18 protein-coding genes and 1 pseudogene are annotated in these 18,165 nt (G+C 72.8%); 11 read left to right on the top strand and 8 right to left on the bottom strand.

Annotated elements, in window-relative coordinates; genetic code table 11:
• The first annotated feature begins 48 nt into the window (after positions 1-48).
• Positions 49-720 (top strand): SIMPL domain-containing protein, encoded by a 672-nt coding sequence (locus tag ACQEVZ_RS50390; protein WP_354896406.1) that lies wholly within the window; start codon positions 49-51, stop codon positions 718-720.
• Positions 721-738: 18 nt separating this feature from the next.
• On the opposite strand, the gene ACQEVZ_RS50385 is transcribed toward ACQEVZ_RS50390, so the two are convergent.
• From ACQEVZ_RS50385 to ACQEVZ_RS50375, 3 genes and pseudogenes are all read right to left on the bottom strand, one after another.
• Complete coding sequence (locus ACQEVZ_RS50385) at positions 739-1,524, bottom strand: class I SAM-dependent methyltransferase (protein WP_433382306.1); 786 nt, start codon at positions 1,522-1,524, stop codon at positions 739-741.
• A gap of 31 nt (positions 1,525-1,555) precedes the next feature.
• Positions 1,556-2,329, bottom strand: a pseudogene (locus ACQEVZ_RS50380) (IS5 family transposase); the annotation flags it as partial.
• A gap of 16 nt (positions 2,330-2,345) precedes the next feature.
• Positions 2,346-2,720 carry a response regulator transcription factor gene (locus ACQEVZ_RS50375; RefSeq protein ID WP_354896400.1) on the bottom strand — a complete coding sequence of 125 codons (375 nt, stop codon included), beginning with the start codon at positions 2,718-2,720 and terminating at the stop codon, positions 2,346-2,348.
• A gap of 104 nt (positions 2,721-2,824) precedes the next feature.
• On the opposite strand from ACQEVZ_RS50375, the gene ACQEVZ_RS50370 reads away from it, so the two are divergent.
• Together ACQEVZ_RS50370 and ACQEVZ_RS50365 are read left to right on the top strand one after the other, a co-directional pair.
• Positions 2,825-3,478: a sensor histidine kinase gene (locus tag ACQEVZ_RS50370; protein WP_433382302.1), complete on the top strand. Its 654-nt coding sequence runs from the start codon at positions 2,825-2,827 to the stop codon at positions 3,476-3,478.
• Positions 3,475-5,718, top strand: coding sequence for an ATP-binding protein (locus ACQEVZ_RS50365; RefSeq protein WP_433382299.1), 2,244 nt, complete (start codon positions 3,475-3,477; stop codon positions 5,716-5,718). Before ACQEVZ_RS50370 ends, ACQEVZ_RS50365 begins: the two co-directional genes overlap by 4 nt.
• Before the next feature lie 40 nt (positions 5,719-5,758).
• Here ACQEVZ_RS50365 and ACQEVZ_RS50360 read toward each other — a convergent pair whose 3' ends face one another.
• From ACQEVZ_RS50360 to ACQEVZ_RS50350, 3 genes are all read right to left on the bottom strand, one after another.
• On the bottom strand, positions 5,759-6,265 hold the full coding sequence (locus tag ACQEVZ_RS50360) for a GNAT family N-acetyltransferase (RefSeq protein ID WP_433382296.1): 507 nt from the start codon (positions 6,263-6,265) through the stop codon (positions 5,759-5,761).
• 375 nt (positions 6,266-6,640) lie between these two features.
• Positions 6,641-7,129: an SRPBCC family protein gene (locus ACQEVZ_RS50355; protein ID WP_433382293.1), complete on the bottom strand. Its 489-nt coding sequence runs from the start codon at positions 7,127-7,129 to the stop codon at positions 6,641-6,643.
• Positions 7,126-7,497: an ArsR/SmtB family transcription factor gene (locus tag ACQEVZ_RS50350; RefSeq protein WP_344499352.1), complete on the bottom strand. Its 372-nt coding sequence runs from the start codon at positions 7,495-7,497 to the stop codon at positions 7,126-7,128. Before ACQEVZ_RS50350 ends, ACQEVZ_RS50355 begins: the two co-directional genes overlap by 4 nt.
• Positions 7,498-7,634: 137 nt before the next feature.
• On the opposite strand from ACQEVZ_RS50350, the gene ACQEVZ_RS50345 reads away from it, so the two are divergent.
• Positions 7,635-8,933, top strand: a complete 1,299-nt coding sequence (locus ACQEVZ_RS50345) for a chitosanase (RefSeq protein ID WP_433382289.1) — start codon at positions 7,635-7,637, stop codon at positions 8,931-8,933.
• An 89-nt stretch (positions 8,934-9,022) separates the two neighbouring features.
• On the opposite strand, the gene ACQEVZ_RS50340 is transcribed toward ACQEVZ_RS50345, so the two are convergent.
• Positions 9,023-11,281, bottom strand: coding sequence for a putative bifunctional diguanylate cyclase/phosphodiesterase (locus ACQEVZ_RS50340; RefSeq protein WP_433382286.1), 2,259 nt, complete (start codon positions 11,279-11,281; stop codon positions 9,023-9,025).
• 245 nt (positions 11,282-11,526) lie between these two features.
• Here ACQEVZ_RS50340 and ACQEVZ_RS50335 point away from each other — a divergent pair, with 245 nt between their 5' ends.
• The 6 genes from ACQEVZ_RS50335 to ACQEVZ_RS50310 all read left to right on the top strand — a co-directional run bounded on the left by ACQEVZ_RS50335 (position 11,527) and on the right by ACQEVZ_RS50310 (position 16,462).
• Complete coding sequence (locus tag ACQEVZ_RS50335) at positions 11,527-12,669, top strand: alpha/beta hydrolase family protein (RefSeq protein WP_433382283.1); 1,143 nt, start codon at positions 11,527-11,529, stop codon at positions 12,667-12,669.
• The gene (locus ACQEVZ_RS50330; protein WP_433382280.1) at positions 12,666-13,565 is read left to right on the top strand and encodes an ABC transporter ATP-binding protein; all 900 of its coding nucleotides are present in this window, start codon (positions 12,666-12,668) and stop codon (positions 13,563-13,565) included. The genes ACQEVZ_RS50335 and ACQEVZ_RS50330 overlap by 4 nt, the downstream gene beginning before the upstream one ends.
• Complete coding sequence (locus ACQEVZ_RS50325) at positions 13,562-14,299, top strand: ABC transporter permease (protein WP_433382277.1); 738 nt, start codon at positions 13,562-13,564, stop codon at positions 14,297-14,299. Before ACQEVZ_RS50330 ends, ACQEVZ_RS50325 begins: the two co-directional genes overlap by 4 nt.
• A gap of 22 nt (positions 14,300-14,321) precedes the next feature.
• Entirely contained in the window at positions 14,322-15,503 is a 1,182-nt protein-coding gene (locus tag ACQEVZ_RS50320) for a sensor histidine kinase (RefSeq protein WP_433382274.1), read from the top strand.
• A gap of 94 nt (positions 15,504-15,597) precedes the next feature.
• Positions 15,598-16,203, top strand: a complete 606-nt coding sequence (locus tag ACQEVZ_RS50315; RefSeq protein WP_344499366.1) for a response regulator transcription factor — start codon at positions 15,598-15,600, stop codon at positions 16,201-16,203.
• A gap of 70 nt (positions 16,204-16,273) precedes the next feature.
• Positions 16,274-16,462 carry a hypothetical protein gene (locus ACQEVZ_RS50310; protein ID WP_433382270.1) on the top strand — a complete coding sequence of 63 codons (189 nt, stop codon included), beginning with the start codon at positions 16,274-16,276 and terminating at the stop codon, positions 16,460-16,462.
• Positions 16,463-16,485: 23 nt separating this feature from the next.
• Here ACQEVZ_RS50310 and ACQEVZ_RS50305 read toward each other — a convergent pair whose 3' ends face one another.
• Complete coding sequence (locus ACQEVZ_RS50305; protein WP_433382267.1) at positions 16,486-17,388, bottom strand: MBL fold metallo-hydrolase; 903 nt, start codon at positions 17,386-17,388, stop codon at positions 16,486-16,488.
• An 84-nt stretch (positions 17,389-17,472) separates the two neighbouring features.
• Here ACQEVZ_RS50305 and ACQEVZ_RS50300 point away from each other — a divergent pair, with 84 nt between their 5' ends.
• A complete protein-coding gene (locus ACQEVZ_RS50300; protein ID WP_433382264.1) occupies positions 17,473-18,108 on the top strand; it encodes a DUF1707 SHOCT-like domain-containing protein in 636 nt (211 codons plus the stop codon).
• Positions 18,109-18,165: the final 57 nt, after the last annotated feature.

Raw genomic sequence — 18,165 nt, 5'->3', positions numbered from 1 at the left:
GGCGGCGGGTAACCTGCGGGGGTGGGTGCGGCGTCGAATACTCGGACCGTGTCCCAGACAGATTGGACGGTGGGAATGCAGACGATCGGGCAGCCGTGGGGTGTCAGCGTGTTCGGTGCGGCGAGTGTGAAGGCGGTGCCGGAGCTGGTCCGGATCCGGTTCAAGGTCGTGCGGACGCTGGAGACGGCGGCGGAGGCGCTCGACAGCGCGAGCGCCGCGGTCGGCGAGGTCAGGCACGTGCTGCGTCGGCACGGGATCCCCGATGCGGCTGTACAGGCGTCCCGGTTGAGCCTCGTGACGGCGACGAGGTACGTCGACGGCGACAGCCGCTTCGCCGGCTACCGGTGCGTGGCCGGGTTCTCCGTCGAGTCGGCGGACCTCGACGGGAGCCGGCAGCTGCTGGTCGACCTCGTCGCGGCCGGCGCCAACGAGATCGAAGGCGTCGACTTCGACGTCACCGGCAAGCCGGCGCTGCGGGCCGAGGCGCGGCGCAAGGCCGTCGCGGCCGCGCGGGCCAAGGCCGAGTTGTACGCGGAGGCCGCCGGTGTCCGCGTCGGGGTGGTGCTGCACATCGAGGACGTCGACCCGGAATCGCCGGGCGTGAACCGGTACCGCGGCCATGCCAGCGGCTCGGGCGAGGCCGCCGACCAGGACCTCGCCCCGGGCCACGTCATCGTGTCGGCCGCGGTGATGCTCGGGTTCGCGCTGGCGCACGACTGACGGGGGCTCGGGTTCGCGCTAGCGCACGACTGACGGAGCGCGTCCCGAGGCCAGGAGCGCCGCCGTCGGCAGGGCGAGCGCGCCGTCGTCGTCGAGGAACCCGGCGGCGAGGCGTTCGTATGCGCTGCGGGCGGCGGCGACCGTCGCCGCGTCCTGGCCGGCGAGCGCCTCGCCGAGGGCGCCCATGCCGTTGGCGGGCCCGATCCACCAGGTGTCGACGTCGGTGCGGTGCGTCCAGCTGATCGTGTGGCAGGCGACGTCCCGCAGGCCGGCGCCGGTGAGCAGGCCGGCGACGCCCTCGGCGGTACGGGCGAAGTTCAGCGACGGCGGGATGATCGACGGCGCCGGGGTGAGCCCGACGGCGGCCATGACGTCGTTCCACAGCTGCTGCAGCGGCGGCGACGGGTGCGGCCACACGGTGACCGCCACCCGCCCGCCCGGCGTGGTCAGGCGCACCAGCTCGGCGACCGCGCGGCCGGGGTCGGTGACGTGGTTGACGACGAAGTTCGCGACCACCGCGTCGAAGGCGGCGTCGGGCAGCGGCAGGTCGGGCAGGCCGGCGTGGAGGACCTCGGGCACGACCGCGCGGGCGAGCTCGACCATGCCCGGCTCGGCGTCCACCGCGGTCACCGTGGCGCCGCCCGCGACGGCGAGCGCCGCGACCGTCCCCGTGCCCGTGCCGACGTCGAGCAGCCTGATCCCCGGTGCGAGCCCCGCGGCTGACAGCAGCGCCGGCGCCGTGTACGCGCACAGATGGGCGTAGCTGTCAGCGAACGCCGCCGCGCGGCCGGTCCATTTCCCCATGCGGGGAGCTTAGGGCGACCGGCAATTGGTGTCACTTGAGTCTGCGGGTGGTGGGGCGGGTGTCCCAGCGGTACAGGGTTCGGGCGCGTTGGATGAGTTGACGGACGGTGACGATGGCGGCGGCCAGGTACAGGTAGAAGTCGACGATGGCGGCGTTGCGGTCGGTGCAGCGGCGGATCTTGCCGAAGCCGTTCATCCATGAGTTCGTCCGCTCCACCACCCAGCGTTTGCCGATCTGGACCGGGGCGGGCACGCCCTTGCGGGCGATCTGTGCGTCGAAGCCGAGCTCGTCGAGCAGGTCACGGCTGCGGTTGTTGTCGTAGCCGCGGTCCAGATGCGCGGTGACCTGATCAGGCCAGTGGTGCCGTAGCTGGGTGCTGCACGCGGCGAAGGTGTCGCGCAGCAGCGGGGAGTCGTGCCGGTTGGCGGTGGCGCCGATGATCCCGAGCGGGATGCCGTAGCCGTCGACGCCGGTCGAGCGTTTCATGCCGCCTTTGCCGCGGTCGACCGGGGAACGGCCGGCCCGGTCGCCGCCGCACGGTGCTTTCGTGATCGCGCCGTCGGCGCTGACGTCGGCCAGGTCCAGGCCGATCATCCGGTCGTAGGCGTCCAGGGCCAGCTCGTGGACCTGTTCACCGAGACCGGCGTCGGCCCACAGTCGCAGACGGCGGCGGATCGTGCGGTCAGAACAGGTGTCCGAGGCGACGCGTTCATACCCGGATCCGTGGATCAGCGCGGCGATGACGTGCTCGAACACGACCCGGTCCGGGATCCGGCGGCGGTGGCAACCGAGGGGATGCGCCGGGTATTGCCGGTCGCTCTTAGTCAGGGGCCTCGGAGAGCAGCGTCTCGATGCGCTCCAGCAGGACGCTCGGCTCGAACGGCTTCACCAGGTAGTCGTCGGCGCCGGCGTCGAAGCCGGTGCTCACGTCCAGCCACTGGCCGTGGGAGGTGAGGATCAGCACGGGCATCAGCTCGGTGTCGGCGGTCTCGCGCAGGGCGCGGCAGACCTCGATGCCGTTGATGCCGGGCATGCTGACGTCCAGGATCGCCAGGTCGGGATGTTCGCGGCGGGCCGTGTCCAGGGCCGTGCCGCCGTCGGCGCAGGCGATGACCTGATGGCCGGACGTGTCGAGCAGGAACGTCAGCAGTTCCCGGATCGCGAGGTCGTCCTCGGCCACGAGCACCGTCGACACGAGCACCGACCTCCCGTTCCCATGTGAAGCATCCGATCCGAGTATATGGACAAATTGGCTCAACTATGGTGGTTCCGGATGGTTCGAGTCTGGAGGCCGCGAGGATGACCGCAGCGGTGCAGCCGCAGTACCTGCGGCAGCTGTCGCACGAGCTGCGTACGCCGCTCACCGGCATCCGCGGCTACAGCGAGGTGCTGGAGCAGGCCGGCCCGCTCACCGAGCGGCAGCGGCACATGCTCACCATGCTCAACTCCTGCGTGCACCGCCTCGACAGCCTGATCGACGACCTGCTGCTGATCGCGTCCGTCGACGCCGGCGCGTACGGGCTGGTGGTCGAGGACGTCGACCTGGCCCGCCTGTGCGAGCACGCGGTGCGGGCGCACACCGCGCACGCGCGACCCGGCGAGCCCGCGGTGCGGTGCGCGGACAGTGCCGGAAGCTGCGTCGTACAGGCGGATCCACGGCAACTGGAGCATCTGCTGGTGGCGCTGCTCAACCATGCCGCCGGGTGCTTCGCCGGGTGCGCCGAGCTGTGGGTCGGCACCGGCGGCGACGGCACCGGCGCGTGGGTCACCGTCACCGGCGACGCCGACGAGCCGGCCGGCATCGTGGGGCTCGGACTCGCCGTGGTGCGGGCGATCGCCGAGCAGCACGGCGGCAGCGTGGCCGCCGGCGACAGCGAGCTGCGGGTGGCGCTGCCGCGGACGGTGCGGCCCAGCGAGCGGGTCGTGGTGCGGGCGATGCGGCGGCCGCGATGAGGTGGTACGGCTCGATGGCGCTCGCCGCCGCGGTCCTGGTCCTCGGGGCGCTCGTCACGCTCGGCGTCACGAGCGTCATCACCGGCAAGGAGCGGCGCTCGGCGCAGCTGGCAATCCAACGCCAGTCGGATCTGGCGGCCGCGGCGGTCGCGGGGGAGGTCCGCCGGTACGTCGACACCATCGACAACGTGGCGGCCGCGCTCGGCTCGCACGACGGGCTGAGCCCGCAGGCGTTCGACCGGGCGACGTCCCGCATCCCGTCGCTCGCCGGCGCCACCGCCCTCGTGTTCGTCGTTCCGGCCGGTGCACCGGATGTCGCCGCCGTCCAGGACGCGTGGCGGGCCGCCGGCGCCACCGGGCTCACCCTCAAGCCCGCGGAAGGCATTCAGGAGCACTACTTCGGCGTGTACGCGCGGCAGCTCGACGGCAACGCCCCGCTGGAGGGCGGCAGCGACCTCGGCGACAACCCCGACCTCGCCGACGTCATGCGGCAGGCGCGGATGTCCGGACACGCGGCGGTGTCCAACGCGGCACTGATCGCCGGCGGGCAGCGGCGCACGCTCAGCCTCGCCACGCCCGTCACCGGTGCGGACGGCGCGCTGCGCGGCTGGGTCGTGCTCGGCCTGCGCGGCGAGGGCTTCTTCGGCGGGGCGCTCGGCGAGGTGCTGCACCGCCGGGTCACCGCGACGCTGTCGGCGACCCAGACCGGCGGCGGGCTCCTGCCGATCGCGACCGTGCACCGCCTCGCCATGCCCGGCGACGCCCTGCGCCGGGCCAAGGACATCGGCATCGCGCAACGCGTGTGGCACCTGGAGGTCAGCGCCGACCCGCGCGACCTGCCGGGCGCCTACACCGACCGGCCCCTCGTCGCGACCGCCGCCGGCGCCGCGCTGACCGTCCTCGTCACGCTGCTGGTGTACCTGCTGTCGACCCGCCGCTCGAAGGCGATGACCCTGGTGCACGAGTCGACCCGCGAGCTGCGCGCCGCCGAGCGCGAGGCCCGCGACCAGGCCGCCCTGCAGCAGGCGATCCTCACCAGCCTCGCCGAGGGCGTCACCGTCGTCGGCGCCGACGGCCGCGTGCTGCTGCACAACCCCGCGGCCCGCCAGCTGCTCGGCACCACCGGCGACCCCGACACGCTGGAGGACTGGCCCGCGCACTACGGCGCCTACCTGCCGGACCGCGCGACCCCGTTCCCCGCCGCCGAGTTGCCGATGGTGAAGGCGCTGCGCGGCGTCTCCGTCGACCGGGTCGAGATGGTGATCCGCAACCCCACCCACCCCGACGGCATCCTCGTCAGCGTCAGCGCCCGCCCGCTGGACCGCTCCGGCGGCGGCCCGCGCGGCGCGGTCGCGGTCCTGCACGACATCACGGCGCTGCGCCGGTACGAGACGGAGCTGGCCCAGTTCGCCGCCGTCGTCGCCCACGACCTGAAGAGCCCGCTGACCGCGGTGCACGGCTTCGCCGCCGTCGCCGCCGACGCGCTCTCGGCCGGCGCCGTGCGCTCCGGCCCCGACGCCGCTCAGGCCGCCCCGCGCCGCCCCGACACGGCGAAGGTCGCGGTCGAGCGGGTCCGCCAGGGCGCGATCCGGATGCGGTCGATCATCGACGACCTGCTCGCGTACACCACCGCCCGCGACGCGCCGCTCAACCTCACCGACGTCGACCTGGGCGCCGTCGTCGCGTCCGTCGTCGCCGACCGCACCGCCCTCGCCCCGCCCATGCAACTGGCGAAGGCGTCCACGGTCGCCCTCCCACCCACGCCGCGCATCCACATCGGCGACCTGCCGCACATCAAGGCCGACCCGGGCCTGCTGCGCCTGGTCGTGGACAACCTGATCGGCAACGCCATCAAGTACACCCCCGCCGGCCAGACCCCGCACATCGAGGTCACCGCCGTGTCCGACCCCGACTGCATCGTCCTCGTCGTCGCCGACCGCGGCATCGGCATCCCCGACGGCGACAAGGCCCGCGTCTTCGAGTCCTTCTACCGCGCCCGCCCCGCCGACTACGGCGGCACCGGCCTCGGCCTGGCCATCTGCCGCCGCATCGTCGAACGCCACGGCGGCTCGATCGCCGTCGAGGACAACCCCGGCGGCGGCACCAGGTTCTGCGTCTCCCTCCCCACGGCCGACCACCCCACCGAACCCGACCCCATCGCCGCCCTGCGCACCTACGGCATGTCCGCCGACGCAGGCTGGGAACGCCTCATGCGCCCCAGCGACGTCAACGCCTCCTGACGCCCTTCCCCGCAGGCGTCTCCGCGCCCTTCAAGCACCGCTACAGGCGCGGCTCGAGCATCAGGTCGCGCTGATACCAGGTGCCTGCCTTGCCACCGAGGTGTGCCGGGTCGGCCGGACCGGCAGGGGCGAAGCCGGCCTTGGTCAGCACCTTCCGGGACGCCACATTCTGGTGGGAGGCGGCCGCCCGCAGCGTGCGCAGCCCGTGCCGGGCCGCCGCCAGCCGGCACAGCTCCCGGACGGCTGCGGTCGCCACGCCACGGCCGGAAGCATGCTGCGCGACCCGGTAGCCCAGCTCCGCGACGCGGCCGTCGATGTTGTACAGGTTGAACCTGCCCACCACCGAGCCACCCTCGCCGACGAGCACATAGAAGGCGCACACGCCGGCCTCCTGCTCGGCCAGCGAGCCGGCGTACCGGTCGGCGAACCGGTCGAAGAAGTCGTCGCCCCGGTCGGATACCGAGGCAGCGAAATACGCCCGGTTCGCCAACTCGAAGTCCAGCACCGCCGGGGCATGACCGGCATCCGACCGCTCCAGCTCGGGCATCGCCCGACCCTACCCAGATGCTCCGCCGACGCCACCAGATTTCCGCCGCCGACAGACACCGTTGCTGTATTCGCCAGCGTTCGGGAATGTGTTTCTGCGGTCTGCCTGAATTCCGCTGAACGGTGCGCCGGCGGCCGGGCTGGGTGGGGCGGCGTCGGAGTGGGTGGGTTGGCCCATCGGCGGAGCCGGGGTGCGGTGAGTGGGGTCAGGCGGGGACGCGGGGGGTGGACAGGGACTGGATGAGTTCGGTGAGGACCTGGGCGGAGTCGGCCTTGTCGACCGCGTCCATGAGGTCCGGCGGCACGTCGGTGAAGAAGTCGGCGCCGCGGCCGCCGATGACAACAGCAGGTGAAGGTCAGGAGGACGCCGGAGACATCACTCGAGCAGGGCTTCGAAGTATGGCTTCATGGACGGGTAGTAGTCGTTGAAGTCGGGCATCGGGGTGTCGTCGCGGGAGGCCACGAGGGCGTCGAGGTAGAACTCCCAGCCGGGGCCGTAGTCGCCGGCGCCGACGCCGTCGGGGCCGGGCAGGTGGTGGACCAGCTCCAGCAGCGTGCCGGTGTCCACGGTCGACAGGCGCAGCTCCAGGTGGGCCATCGAGTCGGTCAGGACGAGCCGCCGTGGGGGTTCGCACGCCTCGATCCGCGCCTCGGACCAGGGGGCTCCTTCCTCCTGGATCATCTGGTACTGGATGCGGCCGCCGGGACGGGCGTCGCCCTTCCAGGGGCCGAACCAGCGCGCCGTGCGGTCGGACTCGGTGACGCTGGCCCAGACGTCCTCGATCGGGGCGCGGAAGGTGCGGCTGATCACCAGTTCGCCGCCGGTGGCGGTGGGGACCCAGCGGCCGGTGGGGGTCGGGCTCATGCGGTGCGTTCCTCTCCGATGGGTGGGTTGCGAAGGCGGTCGCGGCGGGTGCGGTACACCTCGGTCTCCAGCGCGTCCATCCGCTGCTGCCAGATCGGGGGCGCCGTGAACCGGGCGAGCCAGCCGGTCAGCTCGCCGAGCCGGGTGGGGTCCAGGGAATACACGCGGCGCCGGCCTTCGAGGGTGTCGCGGACCAGGCCGCACTCGCGCAGCACGCGCAGGTGGCGGCTCACGGCGGGGCGGCTGATCTCGAACCGGGCGCCGATCGCCGACGCGACCTGGCCCGCCGGCGCGGCGCCGCCGGTGTGCAGCAGCTCGAGGATCGCCCGGCGCACCGGGTCCGCGATCGCCTCCGCCACGTCGTCCACGCCGAGAAGTGTAACCCACGGGTTACACGTTTCCTGGCCTAACGGAGTCTGAAGTCTGGCTTAGGCACCTTGACATCGAAGGATTCGAATCAGATTATCTGTCAGGTAAGTTACCTATCTAACGAGAGGGAGGCCTCGTGAAGATTCCCGGCAGGCTGGTCGGCATCGGTGCCGCGGTCGCGCTGATCGGCGGGGTGACGGTCGCAGTGACCACCTACGGCGCCGAGGCGGCCACGGAGAGCCTGCTCTCACAAGGCAGGCCGGCCACGTCGTCGTCCGACGAGCTGTCCTCGCTCGGCCCCGGCAACGCCGTCGACGGCAACACCGGCACCCGCTGGGCCAGCGCGGAGGGCGTCGACCCGCAGTGGATCCGCGTCGACCTCGGTGCCGCCAAGACGATCACGCACGTCAACCTGAGCTGGGAGGCGGCGTACGCCAAGGCGTACCAGATCCAGACCTCGCCGGACGGCAGCGCCTGGACCACCATCTTCAGCACCACCACCGGCAACGGGGCGACGGACGACCTCACCGGCCTGAACGGCACGGGACGCTACGTCCGGGTCCTGGGCACCGCCCGCGGCACGACCTACGGCTACTCGCTGTGGGAGTTCAAGGTGTACGGCACGACGCCCGGCACCCAGCCCAGCGCCAGCCCGACGCCGTCGAAGACCCCGAGCAGCAGCCCGACGCCGTCAAAGACGCCGAGCAGCAGCCCCAGCGCCGGCAAGGACCTCACCGACCCGCGCAAGAAGGACATCGCCATGCAGCTGGTGTCCAGCGCGGAGAACTCCTCGCTGGACTGGAAGGCGCAGTACAAGTACATCGAGGACATCGGCGACGGCCGCGGGTACACCGCCGGGATCATCGGCTTCTGTTCCGGCACCGGCGACATGCTGGAGCTGGTCCAGCTCTACGCGCAACGCGTCCCGGGCAACGTGCTCGCCAAGTACCTGCCGGCGCTGCGCAACGTCGACGGCACCGACTCGCACGCCGGGCTCGACCCGAACTTCACCCGGGACTGGAAGACCGCCGCGGCCGACCCCGCCTTCCAGACCGCGCAGAACGACGAGCGCGACCGCGTCTACTTCAACCCCTCGGTGCAGCAGGCGAAGGCCGACGGCCTGCGGGCCCTGGGTCAGTTCGCCTACTACGACGCGATCGTCATGCACGGCCCCGGCGACAGTGCCGTCAGCTTCGGCGGCATCCGCCGGGCCGCGATGGCCAAGGCCCGCACCCCCGCACAGGGTGGCGACGAGTTCACCTACCTCAACGCCTTCCTCGACGCGCGGGTCGCGGCGATGAAGACCGAGGAGGCGCACAGCGACACCAGCCGGGTCGACACCGCGCAGCGGGTTTTCCTCAACAACCGCAACTTCGACCTCAACCCGCCGCTGAGCTGGAAGGTGTACGGGGACCCGTTCAACATCCCCGCCTGACGAGCACAGGGCTTGAGTGCGCCGCTCGCGGCGCATTGGGGTCCGGGGTGAGAATCCCCGGCGGGACCCGCCGCGCAGCGGTGGGGCGGCTAGTTACTGTTACGGGCGTCGCCGAGGATCGATGAGATCGCCTCGGCGGCGCCCGGCTTCGCGAACAGGTAGCCCTGCCCGAACTCGCAGCCGAGGTCCTGCAGCGTCGACCACTGCTCCTGCGTCTCGATGCCCTCGGCGACCGTCTGCAGCTGCAGGGCCCGGCCGAGCTGCACGACGGCCTCCGCCAGGGTCGCGTCGCCGTTCTCGGTGTCGATGCCGTCGACGAACGACCGGTCGATCTTCAGGATGTCGACGGGGAAGCGCTTCAGGTACGACAGCGACGAGTAGCCCGTGCCGAAGTCGTCGATCGCCAGCCGTACACCCAATGACTTGAGCCGGCCGAGGGTCTCGATCGTCGAGTCGGTGTCCTGCATCAGCAGCGACTCGGTGATCTCCAGGACCATCTGGTGCGGGTCGATGCCGGTCTCGGCGAGGATCTGCCCGACCTCCTCGACGAGCCCCTCGTGCTGGAACTGCCGCGCCGACAGGTTCACGTTCATGCGGATCCGCCCGGCGGACTCGGGGAACTCCGCGCACCACTGCGCGAGCTGCTGGCACGCCTGCCGCAGCACCCACCGGCCCAGCGGCACGATCAGCCCGGTCGACTCGGCGAGCGGGATGAACGCGTTCGGCCCGACCAGCCCGCGCACCGGGTGCTCCCACCGCACCAGTGCCTCGACGCCGATGAGGCGGCTCGTCGGCAGGTCCACGATCGGCTGGTAGTAGACGACGAACTCCTCGTCGGCGAGCGCGCGCTCCAGCTCCGCGCGGTCGTCGGCCTCGCGGAGGATCTCGGCGTACATGGCGGGGTCGAACAGCGCGTAGCGGTCCCGGCCGGCGGCCTTCGCCGCGTACATCGCGAGGTCCGCGTTGCGCAGCAGCTCACCCGGGTCCGGCCCGTCCTCGCCCTCGCTCGCCTTCGCGGTCGCGACGCCGATGCTGGCCGAGCAGACGACCTCGCGGTTGCCGAGGCGCAGCGGCCGGCGGATCGCGGCGAGAAGCCGGTCGCCGAGGTCCATCGCCTCGAACTCGTTGATGTCCTCGACGAGGATCGCGAACTCGTCGCCGCCGAGCCGGGCGAGGGTGTCCGCGGACCGCAGCTGCTGGTGCAGGCGCAGCGCCGTCGACGCGATCAGCTGGTCGCCGGCGTTGTGGCCGAGGCTGTCGTTGACGAGCTTGAAGTCGTCGAGGTCGACGAGCAGCAGCGTGATCCGCCCGCCGCCGCGCCGGTTGCGGGCGATGGCGTGCTCGAGCCGGTCGCGGAACAGGGCCCGGTTCGGCATGCCGGTCAGCGAGTCCGCGAACGCCTGCCGGGTCAGCTCCTCCTCGAGCTCCTTGCGCTCGGTGATGTCCCTGATGCTGATGACCGCGGCCTCCAGCGACGGGTCGTCCAGCCGGTTGGTGCCGATCACGTCGGCGTAGATCCAGGCGCCGTCGGCGCGCCGGATCCGTGACTCGACCCGCGCGGAGGAGCCGGGGGCGCCGTTGGCGACGCTCAACCACCACTCCATCACCACCGGCAGGAAGTCGGGGTGCGTGATGTCCATGAGCAGGTCGCTGGTGACGAACCCCTGCTCGTAGCCGAGCACGGTGCGCACCGACGGGCTGCAGTATGTGACGCCGCCGCGGGGCAGCACGGCGATGACCGCGTCGGAGGAGTTCTCCAGCAGCGCCTCGATCCGCCGTTCGGCGCTGAGCCGGGCCGCGTCGAGGCGCCGGCGGTTGCTGGCGGTCCGCGCGCAGAACCACATGACGCCGGCCATCAGCGCGAGGCTCAGCGCGGCGAGGGTACCGGTGACGGGGCGGTCCCGGGTGAGTACCAGCGACACGTACCCGACCAGCGACGCCGCGCCGATGCTGATGACGGCCCGCTCTGAGGCGAGCGCCGCGGTGGACGCCAGGATCAGGGTCACGCCGGCGGGGTAGATGGCGAGCGCGGCGACGTCGTACGCGGTGAACCCCAGCAGCACCGCCAGGTTCCCCAGCCACCAGGCGATCAGCGCGCGCGGCAGCCACGGCCGGTCGACCAGCCGGCGCCACGGCAGGAGCGCCATCGCGGCCTGCGCGACGCCCACGAACGCGATCGCGGCGACGAGCAGCGGCCCGCCCTGCCAGTCCAGGTGCACCCGGACCGCGCCGATGGCGATCACCGCGACGCCGACCCACGTGCCCAGCCTGATCTGGCGGGCGCGGTACTCGCCTTCGTGCTGCTCCAGCCGCCCCCTCCGCTGCGCTCCGGCGTCGGCTTGAGCCACACCTGCATCGCTGGTCCGCGGCCCGAGCCGCTCCGCTGGCCGCTCACTCGCGTTCACCGACATGGTCCGTTGATCGGTGCCGGCCCGGTCTTCCTGAGCCGATCCCTTCCCGTCGCGGGTGCGGAACGGGAGCGAACGGGGAGACGTGCCGTCTGACAATTGTCACCGGCCGGGCGTGCACGGTGCACCGCAACCGATGTGTGACGGCACTACGGGAGCGGCACGGGGGCACGAAGACTGTCCATATGAGACGCAGAGTCGTACTGATGGCGGCGGCATCGGCTGCGGTGGCGGCCGTCCCCGCACCGGCGTTCGCCGCCGGACCGGTGAGGCTGGTCCTGCCGGCGCCGACCGGGCGCCACCGCATCGGCACCGTCGCGCTGCACCTCGTCGACCGGTCCCGCCCCGACCCGTGGGTGCCCGCGGAGCGGGTCCGGGAGCTGATGGTGCAGCTGTGGTACCCCGCCCACGACGCGCGGCGGCTGCCGCTCGCGCCGTGGGTGTCGCCGGCGTTCGCCGCGCTGCTCAACCCGCCCGGCTCCGGCTACGAGCTGCCCCTCACGCACGCCCGGCTCGGCGCGCCCGCGCTGCCCGGCCCGCGCGCCGGGTGGCCCGTCGTGCTGTACTCGCCCGGCTTCGGTGTCGAGCGGACCGCCAGCACCGCCGTCGCGGAGGAGCTCGCGAGCCACGGGTACATCGTCGTCACCATCGACCACACGCACGACTCGCCGCTCGTCGAGTTCCCCGGCGGGCGCGTCGCCAGGAGCGCGGTGCCGCCGCCGACCGGCGAGCCCGGCGAGGAGGAGCGGCTCATCGCGAAGGCCCTCGCCGCCCGGGTCGCCGACACCCGGTTCGTCCTCGACTGGCTCGCCCGTCCCCAGCGGGCGTTGCCGAGCGGTCTCTGGTACGCCGTGGACCAGCGCACGATCGGGATGATCGGGCACTCGCTGGGCGGTACCACCGCCGCGGAGACCATGCTGGAGGACCGTCGCGTCAAGGCCGGCGTGAACCTCGACGGCGCCATGTCGGGCCGCGTGATGACCGAGGGGCTGGACCGGCCGTTCGTCCTCGTCGGGTCGGACGGGCACGGCCGCGCCGGCGACGAGACCTGGGCCGCGTTCTGGGCGGTGCTGCGCGGGCCGCGCCTGGAGCTGCAGCTGCGCGACTCCGGGCACATGTCGTTCACCGACTACCAGGTGCTGCTCCCGCAGGCCGGGATCCCGGCGGAGGACCTCGTCGGGCAGCTGGGCACGATCGACGGCGAGCGCTCCGTGCGGGTGCAGCGCGCCTATCTGCTGGCGTGGGCCGACCGCTGGCTGTCGGGGCGCGGGGGCACCCTGCTCGACGGCCCGTGCGCGGCGTTCCCCGAGATGCGGTTCCTCTCGTGACGGCGGCGGTCCAGGTGTACGAGCTGCGCCGCCGCTACGGATCGTTCGAAGCGGTGCGGGGCGTGTCCTTCGACGTCGAGCGCGGCGAGCTGTTCGCGCTGCTGGGCACGAACGGCGCCGGGAAGACCTCGACGCTCGAGCTGGTCGAGGGGCTCGACCGGCCGACCGCGGGTACGGTACGGGTGCTCGGCCGTGACCCGGTCCGCGACCGTACCGCAGTACGGGCCCGTACCGGCGTGATGCTGCAGGAGGGCGGCTTCCCACCCGACCTGACGCCGGCGGAGGCGCTGCGCATGTGGGCCGGCACGTTCGGCACGCGGGCCCGGCCAGTCGCGGACACGCTGGACCTCGTCGGCCTGGCGCACCGCGCGGACGTGCGGGTCCGGCAGCTGTCCGGCGGCGAGCGCCGCCGTCTCGACCTCGCCGTCGCCGTCGTCGGCCGGCCCGACCTGCTCATCCTCGACGAACCCACCACGGGTCTGGACCCCGAGTCCCGGCACGACACGTGGCGGCTGCTGCGCGGGCTGCTCACCGACGGCGTCACGATCCTGCTCAGCACCCACTACCTGCAGGAGGCGCAGGAGCTCGCCGACCGGGTGGCGATCCTGCGCGCCGGGACCGTGGTCGCGACCGGCTCCGTCGCCGAGGTCGTCGCCGCGTTCCCGGCCCGGATCACCTTCGACCTGCCGCCCGGCGTCACCCTCGACGCGCTGCCGGACGTGGTCGGCGCCTACGACCTGACCGGCGGGCGGGTCTTCGTACACACGCAGCAGCTGCAAACGGCGCTCACGACGCTGCTCGGCTGGGCCGCTGCAAACGGCATCACGCTCACCGGGCTCGACGCGCAGTCCGCGACGCTGGACGAGGCGTTCCTGTCGATCGCGGGTGCGGCATGACGCATCTGGTCCGGTCCGAACTGCTTCTCCTCGCCCGCAACCGGATGGCCGTGTTCAACTCGGTCCTCGTGCCGGTGATGATCATCGGGCTGCTCGCGTCCGGCGGCGATGCCGGCGGTGACACGGCGGTCGTCACCGGGATGCTCGGGTTCGTCCTCGTCGGGGTGCTGTACTACACGCTGGTCAGCACCTACGTCGCCCGCCGCGAGGACCTGGTGCTCCAGCGGCTGCGGGTCGGCGTGCTCACCGACCTGGAGATCCTCGCCGGCACCGCCGGCCCCGCGGTCGCCGTGGCGCTCGGGCAGATGGCGCTCTTCGTCGCCGTCGGCGCGACCGCGTTCGGGCTGCCCGCACCGGTCAACGCCCCCGTGCTGCTCCTCGGGGTGCTGCTCGGGACGGTGGTGTTCGCGCTGCTCGCCGCGGTGAGCACGACCTTCACCCGCACCGTCGAGCTGGCGCAGGTGACGACGCTGCCGGTCCTGCTGGTCTGCCTCGCCGGCGCCGGCTTCGCGGTCCCGCTGGACGAGCTGCCGGGGCCGGTCGCGGAGGCGCTACGGTGGCTGCCACTGTCGCCGACGCTGGAGCTGGTCCGGCTCGGCTGGCTCGGCAGGCCCGGGGCGGGCGTCCTCGGCGTCCTCGGGGCGGCGGCCGCGCCGGCGGGGCTGCTGGCGGCGTGGACCGTGCTCGGCTGGGTGGCCGTGCGACGCTGGTTCCGCTGGTCACCGCGGCGTTAGTCGCAGATGGGGGTTCGGGGTCTTGATCGGGTGGTGGCGGCGGCGCAGCCAGGCGGCGCGGCTGGAGTGGTACGTGCGGGGCTCCTTCTACGGCCAGCTCACGCTGTCGCCGGTGCTCATCGGCTTCCTGGTGCAGCTGGAGGTGAGCCGCACCGCGCTCGGGGTCGTCGTCGCGGGGTTCGTCGTGCACACCGTCGTGTGCCTGCTGCTCGTGCACGCGGGCATCGGCTCGTACCTGGGGCTGCGGCCCCGCCCGACGGGCCTGATCCTCGCCGGCGGCGCGCTGACCGTCGCCGGCATGGCGCTCGGCTTCCTCGCCTACCCGCACGCGACCCCGGGCCGGCCCGACGGTCCCGCCACCGCCATCCTCATCGTGCTCGTCGTCACGTACGTGACCGCGCTGTGCGCCGCCGTCCGGCCCCGGGTCGTGCTCGCCGTCGTGGTCGGCAGCTGCCTCTTCAGCACCGTCACCAGCAGCGCCGGGGCGGCGATCGCGCTCGGCGCCCTGCTCGTCCCGATCGTCAGTGCGTACCGGGTGTCGCTGTGGATGCTCGGCGTGGTCCGCGAGCTGGACCGCGCCCGGCACGTGCAGGCCGGGCTCGCCGTCGCCGAGGAGCGCCTGCGGTTCGCCCGCGACCTGCATGACGTGGTCGGCCGTACGCTGTCCGTCGTGGCGCTGAAGTCCGAACTGGCCGCGCAGCTCGCCCGCCGGGGCCGCGAGGAGGCGGTGGCGGAGATGCTGGAGGTGCGGCGCATCGCCCAGGACTCGCTCACCGAGCTGCGTGCCGTCGTCGGCGGGTACCGTGCCGCGGACCTCGACGTGGAGCTGGCCGGCGCCCGGGCGCTGCTCGCCTCCGCCGGCATCGAGTGCCGCGTCATCGGCGACGGCGGCGCCCTCCCGGCGGAGCTGCAGGGCACGCTCGGGTGGGTGGTCCGCGAGGGCACCACCAACCTCCTGCGCCACAGCGAGGCCCGCACCTGCGTCGTCACCCTGCGCACCGGCGCCGACGCCGTGACGCTCACGATGACGAACAACGGTGTCCCCGCCTCGGACAAGATCGTGTTCGGCGGCGGGCTGATCGGGCTGACGGAGCGGATCACGGCCCTCGGCGGCACGGTGACCGCGGTCCGCACCCCGCCGGACGGCTTCCAGCTGCTCGTCTCGCTGCCGCTGCTGTCGGCCGCCCCGGCGGTGGCAGCGTGATCCGGCTGCTGGTCGTGCTGCCGCTGCCACCGGCCGCTCCGGCCGGTGGCCGCGTCGCGTTGCCGCTCCTGCCGGCCGCTCCGGCGGTGGCCGCGTGATCCGGGTGCTGCTGGCCGACGACGAGCACCTGATCCGGGGCGCGATCGCGGCGCTGCTCAGCCTCGAGGACGACATGGAGGTCGTCGCGCAGGCCGCCACCGGCGCCGAGGCGCTCAGCCTCGCCCGTGCCCTGCACCCGGACGTCGCCGTCCTGGACCTCCAGCTCCCCGACCTCGACGGCGTGACGGTCGCCACCACCCTGCACGCCGAGGTGCCCACCTGCCGCACGATGATCGTCACCAGCCACGGGCTGCCCGGCCACCTGAAGCGCGCCCTCACCGGCGGCGTGCGCGGTTTCCTCGCCAAGACCGTCGCCGCCGAGGTCCTCGCCACCGTGGTCCGCACCGTGCACGCCGGCGGCCGGTACGTCGACCCGCAGCTCGCCGCCGAGGCCATCAGCGCCGGCGACAGCCCCCTCACCGCCCGCGAGGCCGACGTGCTGCGGCTGGCCGGCGACGGCGCCCCCGTCGACGAGATAGCCCGCCGCGCCGCGCTCTCTCCGGGCACCGTCCGCAACTACCTCTCCTCGGCCGTCACCAAGACCGGCGCCGCCAACCGCCACGAGGCGGCCCGCATCGCCCGCGGGCGCGGCTGGATCTGAGGCGGCAGGCACGATCTGCCGTCTCAATCCCCTCCCCACCCTCGACCTCGCCAAGGGCGACAACTCTCCGATGACCGACGAGGACGTCGTCAAGACCCTCGGCGACCAGGCAGCCACCGTGCCGTTCACCGCGACCGTCGACGCCGAGGGTCAGCTCAAGGAACTGCTCGTCGATGTTTCCGCCGCCGGCGACAAGAAGGCGCACCAGCTCAAGCTGACGGTGACCGGGGTACACCGCTACGACTTCTTCAACAATTGACCCACCCCGGCCGGCTGCCGGAGTTACTGGTACGACTCCGGCAGCCGGCTGGCCGGGTGCGCCCACGCGAGCACGTTGGGAAGGCCCTGCTTGTCGAAGAATGCGACGATCTCCGGGTCGGTGTGGCGCAGGCTGAAGTGGGTCAGCACGAACGTGGTCGCCGGGTTGGCCTCGACGACCGGGCGCAGCTCGCTCCACACGGTGTGGCCGATGCGGCGGGCCCGCTCCAGCTGGTCGTCGCCGAGGAACGTGCACTCGGTGACGACGACCGGATAGTCCAGCAGCCACGGCGACCGGGTGAAGACGTCGGGCCGGGTGTCGCCGAGGAACGCGACCAGCGGCGTCACCACCTCGTGGTCGATCTCGACGCCCTCGCGGCGCTTCGCGGCGAGGAGCCGGCCGTCGGCCTTCAACGCCTCGAACTCGGGCCTGATCGCCCGCTTCACCGACGAGATCGCGAAGCCGACGCACGGCACCTTGTGCTCGCAGTCGACGACCCTGACCCGGTGCGCGCCGCGCTTGCCGATGCTGAACTCGTCGCCGCCGCGGACGCCGTGCAGCCGCGCCGCCGGGGCGAGCGACGGGTCGTAGGCGGCGTTGTGGTTCAGCTCGCTCGTCGCGCGGATGTAGCCCTCCGCGTAGGGGACCGCGGCCGCCGGCAGGTAGATGTCGACGCCGGTCTCCTTGACCGCGACGTAGTCGAGGTCCTTGCTGTGGTCCATGTGCGTGTGGGTCAGGAAGACCGTGTCCGGCTGCCAGCCCTCGACGAGCCCGCAGTCGACGCCCGCCTTCAGCTCCGGCAGCAGGAAGAACGTCTTGTCGTTGGACCGGGAGTAGCCGCTCATGGTGATGCCCGCGCCGGGGATCGCCCACGACTTCCACTGCCGGAAGGGGTGCCCGCGGTCGAGCAGCTCGGCGTGCGGCATGACGCTCCCCTCCGGTCGGTGTCCAATGTCGACGGTACCGGCGGCGGCAACCCGATTAGCGCGGCAGCGTCTACGCTGGGCGGCATGAGCGAGCTTCCCGAGCGGGTGGACCACCGGCAGCTCCGCGCGTCCGACGCGGACCGGGAGCAGGTCGCCGAGGTCCTGCGCACCAGTGCCGCCGAGGGCCGGCTGGACCTGGACGAGCTCGACGAGCGGCTGCGCACCGTGTACGCCTCCCGCACGTACGCCGACCTGGAGCCGCTCCTCGCCGACCTGCCGGCCCACTCATCGGCCAAGGTCAACCTGGACGGCGTCCAGCCGCCGCGCCCCGGCGACGTGGCCGAGCGCAGTGGCGCGGTCGCGGTCATGAGCGGCTTCCACCGCCGCGGCGCCTGGATCCCGCCGCGCCTCTTCACCTGCCTGGCATTCTGGGGCGGCGGCACCATCGACCTGCGCGACGCCCGCTTCCTGTACGGCGACCTGAAGATCCGCGCATTCGCCGTCATGGGCGGCGTCGACGTCATCGTCCCCGACGACGCCGCGGTCGAGGTCACCGGCATGGGCGTGATGGGCGGCTTCGACCACGGCGCCGCCACCGCCGGCCGCCACGGCGCCCCCCGCATCGTCGTCACAGGCTTCGCCTTCTGGGGCGGCGTGACGGTCCGCCGCAAGGACCGCAAGGACCGCAAGGACCGTAAGGACCGCAAACACAAGGACTGACCACCCGGCCGGTTGGTGCACGGCGGCCCAGCCCTGAAGGTCGGGGGAGAGACGGAC

Source organism: Dactylosporangium sp. CA-152071, assembly GCF_050936335.1.
GTDB classification, from domain to species: Bacteria; Actinomycetota; Actinomycetes; order Mycobacteriales; family Micromonosporaceae; genus Dactylosporangium; species Dactylosporangium maewongense.
The sequence above is the reverse complement of the archived record's forward strand: the minus strand, read 5'-3'. Positions and strand labels throughout refer to the sequence as shown.

Bases quoted from the DNA above. Each gene is read 5' to 3' on its own strand.
- ACQEVZ_RS50385 (WP_433382306.1), bottom strand. From the start codon at position 1,524: ATGGGGAAATGGACCGGCCGCGCGGCGGCGTTCGCTGACAGCTACGCC.
- ACQEVZ_RS50370 (WP_433382302.1), top strand. From the start codon at position 2,825: ATGACCGCAGCGGTGCAGCCGCAGTACCTGCGGCAGCTGTCGCACGAG.
- ACQEVZ_RS50365 (WP_433382299.1), top strand. From the start codon at position 3,475: ATGAGGTGGTACGGCTCGATGGCGCTCGCCGCCGCGGTCCTGGTCCTC.
- ACQEVZ_RS50360 (WP_433382296.1), bottom strand. From the start codon at position 6,265: ATGCCCGAGCTGGAGCGGTCGGATGCCGGTCATGCCCCGGCGGTGCTG.
- ACQEVZ_RS50355 (WP_433382293.1), bottom strand. From the start codon at position 7,129: ATGAGCCCGACCCCCACCGGCCGCTGGGTCCCCACCGCCACCGGCGGC.
- ACQEVZ_RS50335 (WP_433382283.1), top strand. From the start codon at position 11,527: ATGAGACGCAGAGTCGTACTGATGGCGGCGGCATCGGCTGCGGTGGCG.
- ACQEVZ_RS50325 (WP_433382277.1), top strand. From the start codon at position 13,562: ATGACGCATCTGGTCCGGTCCGAACTGCTTCTCCTCGCCCGCAACCGG.
- ACQEVZ_RS50310 (WP_433382270.1), top strand. From the start codon at position 16,274: ATGACCGACGAGGACGTCGTCAAGACCCTCGGCGACCAGGCAGCCACC.
- ACQEVZ_RS50305 (WP_433382267.1), bottom strand. From the start codon at position 17,388: ATGCCGCACGCCGAGCTGCTCGACCGCGGGCACCCCTTCCGGCAGTGG.
- ACQEVZ_RS50300 (WP_433382264.1), top strand. From the start codon at position 17,473: ATGAGCGAGCTTCCCGAGCGGGTGGACCACCGGCAGCTCCGCGCGTCC.